Genomic DNA, 13,989 nt, shown 5'->3' on the forward strand with positions numbered 1-13,989 from the left:
AGCCTAGCCAGTCGGCGGCTCGGGCGGAACAGGTGGCGGACGTGTCCGGACTGCGGGCCGGTCAGGTGGCGGAGATCCTCGTGACGCACGCCGCCGGCGAACGCCGCGGGTCCGGGTACCTGGCGGGCCCCGGCATCGTCCTCACCGCCGCGCACGTCGTCGCGGGGGCCCGCCACGCGGCCGTGCGGTTCGACGCCGACCGGCCGGGCGAGTACAGCGCGGCCACCGACGTGTGCTGGCGGCACAAGGGAGTTGATGTCGCTGTTCTCCGTGTGCCGTCGTGGGCGGGGGCGGAGGTCGACACCGCGCGGTTCGGCCGGGTCCCCGAGGAGGACCTGCTGCTGCGGTGCAGCGCTGCGGGCTTCCCGCGCTTCAAGTTGCGCAGGAGGAGCGACGGTTCGCGCTTCCGGGACTGCGAGCACGTCCACGCCACCTGTTCGGTGCTGGCCAATCGCCGTGAGGGCACGCTGGACCTGCGGGTGGCCCAGGCCGTCCCCACCGCGGCCGGGGCGCGCCCGGTGTCGCCCTGGGAGGGCATGTCCGGCGCCGCGGTGTTCAGCGACGGGCGGATCGTCGGCATCGTCTCGCGCCATCACCTCGGCGACGGGTCCGGTCGGCTCGGCGCCTCCCGGGTGGACCGCTGGGCCGAGACGCTGTCGGCGGACGAGCGGGAGCAGTTGGAGGAGCTCCTGGGCTGCCCACTGACGCTCGACGCCCTGGAGGCCGTACGGGAACAGGCGTCGCGGACGTCGTCGTACACGCCGGACCGTCAGCTCGACCACTATCTGGCGGCGGCCGAGCGCTACGCGGGCACGCACCCCTACGACGACGTGTCGTTCGGCCGCACCCCGCCGCTCGCGGACGTCTACCTCCGCCGGTGCGTCAGGAGACGTCTCGTCGAGTACCCGCAAGGGGGCGAGGGGAACGAGGGAGCGGGGGCCGTGGGCAGCCGCGATCGGCTGACCGCCCGGCTCTTCGAAGAGGTCTCCGCCGAGGAGGTGTTCACCAGCGAGGAACCCTGCGTCGTGGTCGCCGGGGCCGGGGGCGGCAAGACCAGTCTGCTGCGCCGCTGTCTCGCCCTCGGCATCGAGGCCCGGCGGCGCGGCGAGGCCGACGGCGTGAGCGTCCCCGTACTGGTTCCGGCGGCGTCGCTGGCCGGGAAGCCGCTCGCCGAGGCCCTCGCGGCGGCGGCCACCGCGGAGTTGGCGCCCTTCGGGCTCCTGGAGACGCTCTCCCCCACGTTGTTCAGCAAGGGCCCCGGTCCCGGGTCCCGCTGGACGGTGCTGGTCGACGGGCTCGACGAGATCGCCGACGTCGGTGTCCGCCGGAGCGTTCTGGGCAATCTCGCCGCGCTCGGCGAAGGCGGGTCCGCGGGACCGTTCCGGTTCGTCGTCGCCACCCGGCCGCTGGCCGACCAGGAGTTGGAGAGCTTCAAGCTCCACTACGTCCTGAAGCCCTTCCAGGACCACGATGTGCGAGAACTCGCCCAGGTGTGGTTCCGCTACCTGGGCCTGGCCGATCCGCCAGGGACGGCCGACCGCTTCCTGACCGTCCTGACGCGGGCGAAGCTGGCCGAGATGGCGAGCAGTCCGCTGATGGCCACCATGCTGTGCCGCCTGTACGCGGCGGGGCCGGACGGGACGCTGCCGAGCAGCCGGGGCGCGGTCTACCGCAGCTACATCGAGCTGCTCGACAGCGGCCGCAGCCCCGCCGGTCTCGTCCGGGTCCGGGCCCAGACCCGCGCCGCCCTCCAGGGGCGCGGCGACCAGGCCCTGAAGGCCGTCGAGCGCACCTTGGACCGTCTGCCCGCCCTGATCGCCCAGGTGGCGGACGTCCTGCACGGCGACAACCGCCTGTCCGCGACCGACGTCCTGGCGAACCTGCCCGCCGCGAGGCAGCCGAGCGCGGTCCCCTCGCGGGAGTGGCGCGCGTTCCTGGAGGCCGCGCTGCGGGGCAGTGGTCTGCTGACGGCCGGTGCGGGCCGCCTGGAGTTCTGGCACCAGACGCTGCTGGAGTTCCTGGCCGCACAACACGCCCTGGCCGACGGCGCCCACGCACTGGAGCCCGCGCTCAGGCGTGTCTTCGAACGCGAGGGCACCGAGGCGTGGCGCTGGCGCCGCTTCCAGTACGGCGTCCGCATCCCCAGCGAATACCTCTCCTACATCGCCTTCCTCCTGGACGCGGCCTGGGACAACGGCGACCTGGACGCCCTGAAGCAGATCAACGGGCGCCTGTGTCACCTGGTCGACGCCGACTACCCGCTGGGCGCCTGCCAGTTCATGGTCCAGCTCGTGCGGTTCGGCGCCGCGCTGCCTCCGCAGGTCGTCAGCACCGTCGTGGGCACGGCTCTGCAACTGCTCGGGGACCTTCCCGTCCACCACTACGTGTACGAGGACGGCGAGGACATCGTGGATGTCCTCCTCGGCGTGGGGCATCCCGACGCCATCGGGATCTGCGCGGACCTCGTCAGGGACCTCCGGCTCGCCGACCGCGCCGCCATGTGGGCGGCCCGGGCCCTGCCCCGCTCGGGCGGCGCACGGGGCGTCGAGCTGTGCGTGCAAATCGCCTCGGACCCCGACCTGCCGGGGACCGTACGCGTCAGAGCGGCGCGCGCGCTGGCCGGGTGGGATCCGCGCGGCGCGGGTCTGTGCGCCGCGCTGGGGCAGGACACCGACCTGGACGACGAGGCCCGGGTCGGGGCGCTGCGCGCCCTGTCGCGGCTCGGTGACCCGCGCGCCGCCGACCTGTGCGCGGACCTGTGTGCGAAGCGCACCCTCAGCCCGAAGCACCGGACGTGGATGGCCATCTTCCTGGTCTCGCTCGGCGACGCGCGCGGGGCCGACCAGTACGCCCTGCTCGCCGGTGACGCCCGGCTCGACCTCGCGCGCCGCCGGCGCCTGATCGGGACGCTGAGCAGGCTCCCGTTCCCCCGCGCCGCCGACCTCTGTGCCGAGCTGGCCACGGACAGCTCACGCGGCGCTCAGGTGCGCCTCGCCGCCGCCGAGGCCCTGTTGTCCCGCTGCCCCGACGCCCGCGCCGTCGCCCTGGCCACGACGCTCACCGCCGACACCGGCCTGCGGGACGGGCACCGCGTCGCGGCGGCCCGCGCCCTTGCGTACCGGTCGCCCCGCCAAGGCACCGCGCTCTGCGCCGAGCTGGCCGCGGACGTGAGCCTCGACCCTCACGCCCGTGCGGCGCTGTGGCAGCTGCTCGCCGAACTCCGGAGCACCCATGCCACGCCCTGAGGAGCCCGAGGCTCGCGGCGGCCCGCCGGTCAGCCCGAGCCGAGGCGGTCCCGCAGCTCCCTCTTGAGGATCTTCCCGCTGGCGTTGCGCGGCAGCGCGTCCACGAACACCACGCGCTTGGGCGCCTTGAAGTGCGCGAGCCGTTCGCGGGCGTGGGCGATGAGTTCGGCCTCGGTGACCTCGCCGCCGCGTACGACGACAGCAGTGACGGCCTCGATCCAGCGCTCGTCGGGGAGGCCGACGACGGCGGTCTCGGCGACGGCCGGATGGGTGTAGAGCGCGTCCTCGACCTGGCGCGACGCGACGAGGACTCCGCCGGAGTTGATGACGTCCTTCACGCGGTCGACGACCGTGAAGTAGCCCTCCGCGTCCCGCACCGCGAGGTCGCCGGAGTGGAACCAGCCGTCCCGGAACGCCTCGGCGCTCTCCTCCGGCTTGTCCCAGTAGCCCTCGCACAACTGCGGCGAGCGGTAGACCACTTCGCCCCGAGTGCCGTCCGGCACCTCCTTGCCCGCCTCGTCGACGACCCTCGCCTCGACGAACAGGACGGGCCGCCCGCAGGAGTCCATGCGGCCCTCGTGCTCGTCCGGGCCGAGGACGGTGGCGAGCGGGCCGATCTCGCTCTGGCCGAAGCAGTTGTAGAAGGCGAGGCCGGGCAGGCGCGAGCGCAGCCGCTCCAGGACCGGCACCGGCATGATCGACGCGCCGTAGTAGGCCTTGCGCAGGGCGCTCAGGTCACGGGTGGCGAACTCGGCGTGCTGCGACAGGCCGATCCACACGGTGGGCGGAGCGAACAGGCTGTCGGCGCGGCCCGCCACCACCAGGTCGAAGATCCGCACGGCATCGGGAGCGTCGAGGATGGTGTTCTCGGCGCCGACGGCCAGGTACGGCAGCAGGAACACATGCATCTGGGCCGAGTGGTAGAGCGGCAGGGAGTGCAGCGGCCGGTCGGACTCCTTGAAGTCCAGGGCGTGCACGGCGCTCATGTACTCGTGGACGAGGGCCCGGTGGGTGAGCATCGCGCCCTTGGGGGCGGCCGTGGTGCCCGAGGTGTACAGGAGCTGCGCGAGGTCCTCGGCGTCCGGCGCGGGGCCGTCGTAGGGGGCGGTGGTCGCGAGGCGTGCGAGGAGTGCGTCGTCGGCGTCCCTGAGCGGCAGCACGGCCACGCCGTCGGGGAGGCGTCCTGCGAGGTCGGGGTCCGCGAGGACGAGGGTGCTTCCGGACTGCCGGACGATGTACGCGAGGTCGTCGCCGGTGAGGTTCTGGTTGACCGGGACATGGACGAGGCCCGCGCGGGCGCAGGCCAGGAAGCCGATGAGGTAGGCGTCCGAGTTGTGGGCGTAGGCGCCGACGCGGTCGCCCCGGTCCAGGCCGGTCGCGCGCAGGACGGCGGCCGCGCGGGAGACGGCGTCGTCGAGTTCGGCGTACGTCCAGGCGCGGTCGCCGTAGCGCAGTGCGGTGCGGGCCGGTGTCCGGCGCGCGCTGCGCCTCAGGACGCCGTCGACCGTGCTGCCGCGCGCCGCCGCGGTGGCCGTGCCGTCGCCCGCTGTCGCCCTGTCGCGTTCACCCGTCATGGGCGTGATCCTGCGGGCGGTCCGGTGCGGCGGTCAAGGGCCCCGCCCCGGACGCGTCGCGCCCCGTCAGGCACTGTCGCCCCACGTCAGGCGCTCCGGACAAGATACATACCGCTTGGTACGCTCCAACAGCCACTGCTCTCACACCAGTTGGGAGGCTCCATGCGCATCCGCACGAGACCCGTCGTGGCGTCGGTCGCCGCGTTCCTCACCGCATCGGCCCTGCTGTCGCCCATGGCGTCCGCACGCGACGACGACCGCTCCCGCGACGCCCATCCGTCCGGCGGCGGCCTGTCCGCCACGATCCGCTACACCGAGTACGGCATCCCGCACATCCGCGCCGACGACTACGCGGATCTCGGCTTCGGCAGCGGCTGGGCCCAGGCAGCCGACCAGGTGTGCACGCTCGCCGAGGGGTTCGCCACCGTGCGCGGCGAGCGCTCCCGGTACTTCGGCGCCGACGGCGACCCCGGCGGCGCGCTGTCGTCGGCCGCCACGAATCTCGCGAGCGACCAGTACTTCCGGGGCGTACGCCAAGCGGGCACCGTGGAGCGGTTGTTCAAGCAGTCCGCCCCGCTCGGCATGAGCCGCGCGAGCAAGGAGCTGACGCGCGGGTTCGCCGCGGGCTACAACGCCTGGCTGAAGCAGAACCGCATCACGGACCCGGCGTGCGCGAAGGCCGCCTGGGTGCGTCCGGTGACCACCCTCGACCAGGCGCGGCTCGGCTACGCGGTGTCGGTGCTCGGCGGCGAGGGCCGCGCCGTCGACGGCATCGTGGCGGCCAAGCCGCCGGGCGCGGACGCCACCCGCCGGGCGCCGGAGCCGCGCCGGGCCGCCGAGGCGGCGCGCGACCTCGTCTCCCCCGGCCCCGGCAACGCCGACATGGGCTCCAACGCCGTCGCCTTCAACGGCAGCACCACGGCGAACGGCCGCGGCCTGCTCATCGGCAATCCGCACTACCCCTGGCACGGCGGCCGGCGCTTCTGGCAGTCGCAGCTGACCATCCCCGGCGAGCTGAACGTGTCGGGCGGCTCGCTCATCGGCACCCCCGTGATCAACGTCGGCTTCAACGGCCAGGTGGCGTGGAGCCACACCGTCGCGACGGGCGTCCCCTTCAACGTGCACGAGCTGACCCTGGACCCCGCCGACCCGACCGCGTACCTCGTGGACGGCAAGCGCGAGCGGATGACGAAGCGGACCGTGACCGTGCCGGTGAAGGACGGCGCCCCGGTGACGCGCACGCAGTACTGGACCCGCTTCGGTCCGGTGGTGACCTCCTTCGGCGGCCAGCTGCCGCTGCCGTGGACGAAGACGACGGCGTACGCCCTCAACGACCCCAACTCCCGCAATCTGCGCACCGGGGAGGCCGACCTCCGCTTCGGCCGGGCTCGTTCGGCCAAGGGGGTGCTCCGCGCGCTGAACGCCACCCAGGGCCTGCCGTGGGTCAACACCGTCGCCGCCGACCGGCACGGCAACTCCCTGTACACGCAGTCGCAGGTGCTGCCCCGGCTCACCGACGAGCTCATCGGGCGCTGCTCCACCGCCCTCGGCAAGGCCACCTACCCGGCGGCGGGCGTCGCCGTCCTCGACGGGTCCCGTTCCCGGTGCGCGCTCGGCAAGGACAAGGACGCGATCCAGCCGGGCACCTTCGGCCCGTCGCGGATGCCGACGCTTGAGAACGCCCCGTACGCCGAGAACTCCAACGACAGCCCCTGGCTGAGCAACGCCGACCGGCCGCTGACCGGGTACGAGCGGGTCTTCGGCACCATCGGCACGCAGCGCTCGATGCGCACCCGCGGCGCGATCGAGGACGTCGCGGCGATGGCCGAGCGCGGCGGTCTGACGGTCGAGGACCTCCAGCGCCAGCAGTTCGCGAACCGCGCGCCGGCCGGTGACCTCGCCGCCGCCGACGTGGCCCGCGCCTGCGCCGCGCTGCCGCCCGGGGCCGCGCGGACCACCGACGGCAGGGCCGTCGACGTGTCCGGGGCCTGCCGGGTGATCAAGTCCTGGGACCGCACGATGGACACATCGAGCAGGGGCGCGTTGCTCTTCGACCGGTTCTGGCGGGCCCTGACGGCGAAGGTGCCGAGCGCCCAGCTGTGGCGGGTGCCCTTCTCCGCCGCTGATCCGGTGCGCACCCCGAACACCCTCGACACCGGCGCGCCCGGCTTCGCGACGGCCCTCGCCGACACGGTGGCTGAGCTGACGGCGGCGGGGATTCCGCTCGACTCCCGGCTCGGCGACCACCAGTTCGTCGTACGGGGCGGAAAGCGGCTGCCGATCCACGGCGGCACCGAGTCCCTCGGCGTCTGGAACAAGATCGAGCCGCGGTGGGACGCGGGCGGCGGCGGCTACACGGAGGTGGCGCACGGCTCCAGCCACATCCAGGCCGTCGGCTGGGACAAGTCGTCGTGCCCCAAGGCCCGCACCCTGCTGTCGTACTCCCAGTCGTCCAATCCCAACTCGCCGCACTACCGCGACCAGACGCGGCTGTACTCCGACGAGCGCTGGGTGACGTCACGCTTCTGCGAGAAGGACATCCGCAGCGCGCCCGGCCTGAAGGTGGTGAAGGTCCGCCAGCGCTGACGCCCACGGGGCGGGGCGGGAGCGCGGCGGTCTCACACCGCCCGCTCCCTCCCTTCCCAGTACGGCTCCCGCAACCGGCGCTTGTACAGCTTGCCGTTGGGGTCCCGGGGCATGGACGCGATGAAGTCGACGCTCTTCGGCCGCTTGTAGCCCGCGAGTCGGCGCTCGCAGTGGCGCAGGATGTCGGCGGCGAGCGCCTCGTCCGCCGGGTGCCCCTCGGCGGCCTCGACGACGGCCTTGACCTCCTCGCCCCAGTCGTCGTGCGGGATGCCGAACGCGGCGGCGTCGGCGACGGCGGGGTGGGTGAGCAGCGCGGACTCGATCTCCGCCGGGTAGATGTTGACGCCGCCCGAGATGATCATGTCGATCTTGCGGTCGCGCAGGAAGAGATAGCCGTCCTCGTCCAGATAGCCGAGGTCGCCGACGGTGAAGAAGTCGCCGATGCGGTTCTTGCGCGTCTTCGACTCGTCCTTGTGGTACGAGAAGCCGCCGGTGCTCATCTTCATGTACACGGTGCCGAGCTCACCGGGCGGCAGCCTGTTCCCGTCGTCGTCGAAGACCGCCAACTCACTGATGGGCCAGGCCCTTCCGACGGTCCCCGGCTTCTTCAGCCAGTCCTCCGCGGTGGCGAAGGCGCCGCCTCCCTCGCTGGCCGCGTAGTACTCCTCCACGCACCCGCCCCACCACTCGATCATCGCCCGCTTCACATGGTCGGGGCAGGGCGCGGCCCCGTGGATGGCGTGCCGCATCGACGACACGTCGTACGCCGCCCGGATCCCTCCGGGCAGGGCGAGCAGGCGGTGGAACTGGGTGGGGACCATATGGGTGTGGGTGCAGGCGTGCTCGTCGATGAGGCGGAGCATCTCCTCGGGCGCCCACTTGTCCATGAGGACGAGGGGGTGGCCGATGTGCAGGGCCGCGCCCGCGAACTGGAGCACGGCCGTGTGGTAGAGCGGCGAGCACACCAGATGGACGTTGCCGTCGAAGGGCTTGATGCCGAAGATGCCGAGGAAGCCGCCCAGATAGGACTCCTCGGGCGGCTTGCCCGGAAGGGGGCGGCGGATGCCGCGGGGCCGTCCGGTGGTGCCGGACGTGTAGTTCATGACCCAGCCGAGGGTGCGGTCGGCGGGCACCGACTCCGGTTGCCCGTCGACGAGTTGGGCGTACGGGCGGAACCCGGGCAGGTCGCCGACGGCGTAGCGGTGCGTCGCGGGGAGCTTCGCCTCGTCGGCCGCAGAGGTCGCGGCGTCGGCGAACCGCTCGTGCGCGATCAGGACCTTGGCGCCCGAGTCGGCGACGATCCAGGCGATCTCCGGGCCCACCAGATGGTGGTTGACCGGGACGAGATAGAACCCGGCCTGGCTCGCGGCGAGGTACGCGGTCAGGAACTCCACGCCGTTGGGCAGCACGACGGCGAACGCGTCGCCGCGCTCCAGGCCCGCAGCGCGCAGGCCGTGCACGAGCCGGTTGACGTCGGCGTGCAGGCGGCCCGCCGTCCACTCCTCGCCGCCGGGGTCGACGAGGACGGTACGGCCGGGGTCGGCACCGGCCTGGGCCCAGAATCCGTTGGGCGGGGTGCTCATCGGGTCTCCTCGGGGGTTGGGCGCGGGGCGGCTCGGCGGGAGGTGCGGGGCGGTCCCCTCAGGCCCGCCCCGCGATGCGGTTCAACCGGTCGATCGCCCGCTCGAACCCGCGGGTCAGGTCGTCGAACACGGCCTGGACGCTGCGCTCGCTGTTCATCCGGCCGACGATCTGCCCGACGGGAGTACCGAGCAGCGGCTCCACCTCGTACTTCTGTATGCGCGACACGGCCTCGGCGACGAGCAGCCCCTGCAGCGGCATCGGCAGCGTCCCGGGGCCCGCCGGGTCGTCCCACGCGTCGGTCCACTCCGTGCGCAACTGGCGTGCGGGCTTGCCCGTGAGGGCCCGGGAGCGGACGGTGTCCCCGGACCCGGCGGCGAGCAGCTTGCGGGTGAGCGCGGCGGAGTGGAGGTCGGCCTCAGTCGTCGTCAGCCACACCGAGCCGAGCCAGACGCCCTGCGCGCCGAGGGCGAGCGCCGCCGCGACCTGTTCGCCGCCGCCGATGCCGCCCGCCGCGAGCACCGGCAGCGGCGCGACCGCCTCGACGGCCTCGGGCGTGAGCACCATGGAGGCGATCTCCCCGGTGTGGCCGCCCGCCTCGTACCCCTGCGCCACGACGATGTCGATGCCGGCGTCCGCGTGCTTGCGGGCGTGCCGGGCGCTGCCCGCGAGGGCGGCGACGAGCACGCCCTGGTCGTGGGCGCGGGTGACGACGTCGGCGGGCGGTGAGCCGAGGGCGTTGGCGAGCAGTTTGATGGGGTAGTCGAAGGCGACGTCGAGCTGGCCGCGCGCCACCTGCTCCATCCAGCCGGTGATGCGCCAGCCGGACGCCTCGCCCTCGGCGAGCGCGGGCACGCCGTGCTTGGCGAGGGTCTCCTCAACGAACTGCCGGTGCGCCGCGGGGATCATCGCCTCCACGTCGGCCTCGGTCGGCGACTGCCCTCCGGGAGCCTCGGCCCGCTTCGCGGGCATGACGACGTCGAGCCCGTAGGGCAGGCCGTCCACATGCTCCTGCATCCAGTCGAGGTCGCGCGCGAGGTCGTCGGGCGCGGTGTAGCGGACCGCGCCGAGCACCCCGAACCCGCCCGCCCGGCTGATGGCGGCCGCCACGGCGGGGAACGGCGTGAAGCCGAAGACGGCGTACTCGAATCCGAGTTGCTTGCTCAGCTCCGTCTGCATGGGCGCAGGATGCCGCAGCGGCCCGGACGAGGGAAGAGATTTCTGATGCAGTGTCAGATAATTTACGCGAGCACGGACCTGACCGTACGGTCAGCCATCTGACCGATCGGTTAGGGTGGCTCGCACGACACTCACGAGGGGACCCGGGATGGAACGCACAACGTGCTGTGTGGTGGGCGGCGGACCGGCGGGCATGATGCTGGGCCTGCTCCTCGCCAGGGCCGGGGTCGAGGTCACCGTCCTGGAGAAGCACGGGGACTTCCTGCGCGACTTCCGGGGCGACACGGTGCACCCGTCGACGCTGCGGCTCCTGGACGAACTGGGCCTGGGCGAGCGGTTCGACCGGCTGCCCGCGCAGCGGCTCACGCAGATGCGGATGCATGTCGAGGGCACCACGTTCGTGGCGGCCGACCTGCGCCGGGTGCCCGGTCGCCGCAAGTACATCGCGATGGTCCCGCAGTGGGACTTCCTCGACCTGCTCGCGTCGGCGGCGGCCGAGGAGCCGTCGTTCAGGCTGCGGATGCGCACGGCGGTGACGGGACTGCGCACGGACGCGGCGGGGCGGGTCACCGGCGTGACGTACACCGACGAACAGGGCGTGCCGGGCGAGCTGGCGGCCGATCTGACCGTGGCCTGCGACGGCCGGGACTCCGTGGTCCGGGCGGCGGCCGGACTCGTGCCCCGGTCGTTCGAGGTGCCGATGGACGTGTGGCAGGTCAGGGTCCCCGCGCCGCGCGACCGCCGCAAGCGCGGCCAGGTGTTCCTGAGCGTCCGCGACGGCCAGGTCGCCGCCACGATGGACCGCGGCGACTACTACCAGACCTCCTACCTCATCAAGAAGGGCACGGACGCCCGGCTGCGCGCCCACGACATCGCCTGGTTCCGCGACCGTCTGGGCGCCCTTCTCGGCTGGGACGACGAAGCGCTGCTCGCGATCGGGTCCTGGGACGACGTGCTGCTCCTCGACGTCACCATGGGCCGCCTCCCCCGCTGGTACCGCGACGGACTCCTGTGCATCGGCGACGCCGCCCACACCATGTCCCCGGTGGGCGGCGTCGGCGTCAACCTCGCCGTCCAGGACGCCGTGGCCGCGGCCCGCCACCTGGCAGCGCCCCTGCGCCGAGGTCGCCCCACGACCACCGATCTGCACCGCGTCCAGCGCCGCCGCGAGTTCCCCGCCGCCCTGACCCAGCGCTCCCAACTCGCCGAACACGAGACCCTCCTCCGCCCCGCCCTCGACGGCACCCTCCGCCCCGGCCGCCTGCCGACCCCGCTCCGGCTGCTCCGACGGGTGCCGCTGCTGCGGATGGTGGCGGGGTACGTGGGCGGGGTGGGGGTGCGTCCGGAGCACGCGCCCGGGTTCGCGCGGCGGGGGCCGCGCTAGCGCACCAGGCAGGGACGCTTCGCGTCGAACGTCCAGCCCGGGACGAGGTACCGCATCCCGGCGCTGTCGTCGCGGGCGCCCAGGGCCTTCTCCCGGTAGAGGTCGTGGGCCGCGTGGAGGCGGTCCGGGTCGAGGGTGATGCCGAGGCCCGGGGCGTCGGGGACGGATATCTCGCCGTTGCTGATCCGGGGCGGGGTGACCGTCAGGCGTTCCAGGCCCTCCTGCCAGATCCAGTGGGTGTCCAGGGCGTTGTAGGGGCCGGGGGCCGCGGCGCCGCAGTGCGTGACCATGGCCAGGGAGATGTCGAAGTGGTTGTTGGAGTGGCAGCCCCAGGTCAGGCCCATCGCGTTGCAGAGCTGGGCGACGCGCACCGAGCCCCGCATGGTCCAGAAGTGCGGGTCGGCCAGGGGGATGGAGACGGACTGGAGGGCGAGGGCGTGCGTCAGCTGCCGCCAGTCGGTGGCGATCATGTTGGTGGCGGTCGGCAGGCCGGTGGCGCGGCGGAACTCGGCCAGGATCTCCCGGCCCGAGTAGCCGTCCTCGGCCCCGCAGGGGTCCTCGGCGTAGGCGAGGGTGCCGACCAGGGGCGCGCACAGGTCGACGGCCTCGCGCAGTGACCAGGCCCCGTTCGGGTCCAGGGTGATCCGCGCCTCGGGGAAGCGGTCCTTGAGGGCGCGTACCGCCTCGACCTCATCGACGCCCGGCAGGACCCCGCCCTTGAGCTTGAAGTCCCGGAAGCCGTACAGGGCGTGGGCCGCCTCGGCCTGGCGGACGATGGCCTGCGACGTCAGGGCCTCCTCGTGCCGGAGGCGGTACCACTCGACGTCCGAGTCCGGCTCCCGGACGTAGTCCAGGTCGGTGCGGTCCGGGTCGCCGACGTAGAAGAGGTAGCCGAGTACGCGAACGGAGTCGCGCTGTTGGCCGTCGCCGAGCAGCGCGGCCACCGGGACGTCGAGGTGCTGGCCGAGCAGGTCGAGCAGGGCCGACTCGACGGCCGTGACGGCGTGCACGGTCGTCCGCAGGTCGAAGGTCTGGGCACCGCGTCCGCCCGCGTCACGGTCCGCGAAGCGGCTCCCGATCGCGCGCAGCACTCGCTTGTAGTCGCCCAACCGGGCGCCCACGACGAGGGGTTCGGCATCCCGCAACGTCTGCGTGATCTTCTCGCCGCCCGGCACCTCCCCCAGGCCCGTACGGCCTTCGGAGTCCCCCAGGACCACGATGTTGCGGGTGAAGTAGGGGCCGTGGGCCCCGGAGAGGTTCAGCTCCATGCAGTCGCGGCCCGCGACCGGGTAGACGGCGAAGTTCGTGACGGTCGGCTGGCTGCTCATGCCGGTCGAGGTCCTTTCGGGAGAGAGGGAGGGGGTGCGCGAGGTCGTGGTGGTCCGGTGCTCTCAGAGGTCGAGGACGTCCAGGGTCCGCCGGGCACGCCCCGGACCTCATCCCCGTATGCAGATGATGTACACGTATGAGAACGGAGATTATGGGGCTGAACAGGCGGGGGTCAATGGGTGCGGCACCGTCCATGAGGGCGTGGCTCCGCGATGGGGCGCGGCGACGTGAACGGCCGCGGACAGCAGGCCATCGCGCGGAATTACGATGAGGCCATGGCGAAGACGAGCGGGACCCGCGGGGTGAAGTCGGCGGCCCGCACCGTGGAGCTGCTCGAACTGCTCGCGGCCCGGGGCGACCGGCCCGCCCGCCTGGACGAACTGGCCGCGGAACTCGGCGTACCGCGCAGCAGCATGTACCAGCTGCTCCAGACCCTCGTCGACTGCGGCTGGGTGCGCTCCGACACGACCGGGTCCCTCTACGGCATCGGGATCCGCGCCCTGCTCACGGGCACCAGCTACCTGGACAGCGACCCGCGCGTGCGCCGGGTCCGCCCCGCGCTCGACCAGGCCTCGGACGCGCTCGGCGAGACGATCCACCTGGCCCGGCTCGACGGCCCGAACGTCGTCTACCTCGCGACGCGCGAGTCCCACGCGTACGCGCGCAGCCTCAGCCGCGTCGGCCGCCGGGTCCCGGCGCACGCGGGAGCCCTCGGCAAGGCCCTGCTGGCCGAGCGGCCCGACGACGAACTCCCGCTCCCCGAGGGCCCGTTGGCCGCGTACACGGAGAACACGCACACCGAAAGGAAGACGCTCCTCACCGACCTCGCCGGGGTGCGCGAGCGCGGCTACTCCATCGACCGCGAGGAGACGGTGACGGGCATCGCGGGCTTCGGCTTCGCCCTGCGCTACGACGTACCGGCCATCGACGCCCTCAGCTGTTCGGTGCCCGTGGCACGGCTCAGCGAGGAGCACGAGGCCCGGATCGTCGCGGTCATGCGGGAGACCCGGGCCCGGATCGAGAGTGCCGCCGCACCGGCGCCGGGCGCTCCCGACTGGCGCTGACGCTCAGGCCGTATGCCGCCCGCCCCGGCCGAACTCCCCGCCGCCGA

At 73.2% G+C, this 13,989-nt stretch carries 8 protein-coding genes; 4 read left to right on the plus strand and 4 right to left on the minus strand.

Features of this window, described 5'->3' with window-relative positions:
* The first annotated feature begins 41 nt into the window (after nt 1–41).
* Nucleotides 42–3,245 (plus strand): trypsin-like peptidase domain-containing protein, encoded by a 3,204-nt coding sequence (locus tag ACZ6AA_RS09595; RefSeq protein ID WP_471457218.1) that lies wholly within the window; start codon nt 42–44, stop codon nt 3,243–3,245.
* Nucleotides 3,246–3,274: 29 nt separating this feature from the next.
* Here the strand turns inward: ACZ6AA_RS09595 and ACZ6AA_RS09600 are convergent, their stop codons facing one another.
* Complete coding sequence (locus ACZ6AA_RS09600; RefSeq protein ID WP_468458153.1) at nt 3,275–4,819, minus strand: acyl-CoA synthetase; 1,545 nt, start codon at nt 4,817–4,819, stop codon at nt 3,275–3,277.
* Between the two features lie 162 nt (nt 4,820–4,981).
* On the opposite strand from ACZ6AA_RS09600, the gene ACZ6AA_RS09605 reads away from it, so the two are divergent.
* The gene (locus tag ACZ6AA_RS09605) at nt 4,982–7,405 is read left to right on the plus strand and encodes a penicillin acylase family protein (protein WP_471457220.1); all 2,424 of its coding nucleotides are present in this window, start codon (nt 4,982–4,984) and stop codon (nt 7,403–7,405) included.
* A gap of 32 nt (nt 7,406–7,437) precedes the next feature.
* On the opposite strand, the gene ACZ6AA_RS09610 is transcribed toward ACZ6AA_RS09605, so the two are convergent.
* Together ACZ6AA_RS09610 and ACZ6AA_RS09615 are read right to left on the minus strand one after the other, a co-directional pair.
* On the minus strand, nt 7,438–8,988 hold the full coding sequence (locus ACZ6AA_RS09610; RefSeq protein WP_468482057.1) for an acyl-CoA synthetase: 1,551 nt from the start codon (nt 8,986–8,988) through the stop codon (nt 7,438–7,440).
* A 58-nt stretch (nt 8,989–9,046) separates the two neighbouring features.
* The gene (locus ACZ6AA_RS09615) at nt 9,047–10,165 is read right to left on the minus strand and encodes an NAD(P)H-dependent flavin oxidoreductase (protein WP_471457223.1); all 1,119 of its coding nucleotides are present in this window, start codon (nt 10,163–10,165) and stop codon (nt 9,047–9,049) included.
* Between the two features lie 148 nt (nt 10,166–10,313).
* On the opposite strand from ACZ6AA_RS09615, the gene ACZ6AA_RS09620 reads away from it, so the two are divergent.
* Nucleotides 10,314–11,549 carry an FAD-dependent oxidoreductase gene (locus ACZ6AA_RS09620; RefSeq protein ID WP_471457225.1) on the plus strand — a complete coding sequence of 412 codons (1,236 nt, stop codon included), beginning with the start codon at nt 10,314–10,316 and terminating at the stop codon, nt 11,547–11,549.
* On the opposite strand, the gene ACZ6AA_RS09625 is transcribed toward ACZ6AA_RS09620, so the two are convergent.
* Complete coding sequence (locus tag ACZ6AA_RS09625) at nt 11,546–12,877, minus strand: enolase C-terminal domain-like protein (RefSeq protein WP_471457227.1); 1,332 nt, start codon at nt 12,875–12,877, stop codon at nt 11,546–11,548. The two genes, ACZ6AA_RS09620 and ACZ6AA_RS09625, sit on opposite strands and share 4 nt — an antisense overlap.
* Before the next feature lie 276 nt (nt 12,878–13,153).
* Here ACZ6AA_RS09625 and ACZ6AA_RS09630 point away from each other — a divergent pair, with 276 nt between their 5' ends.
* Complete coding sequence (locus tag ACZ6AA_RS09630) at nt 13,154–13,942, plus strand: IclR family transcriptional regulator (RefSeq protein ID WP_468482053.1); 789 nt, start codon at nt 13,154–13,156, stop codon at nt 13,940–13,942.
* Nucleotides 13,943–13,989 lie beyond the last annotated feature (47 nt).

It is taken from the genome of Streptomyces sp. NPDC040610, from assembly GCF_055594065.1.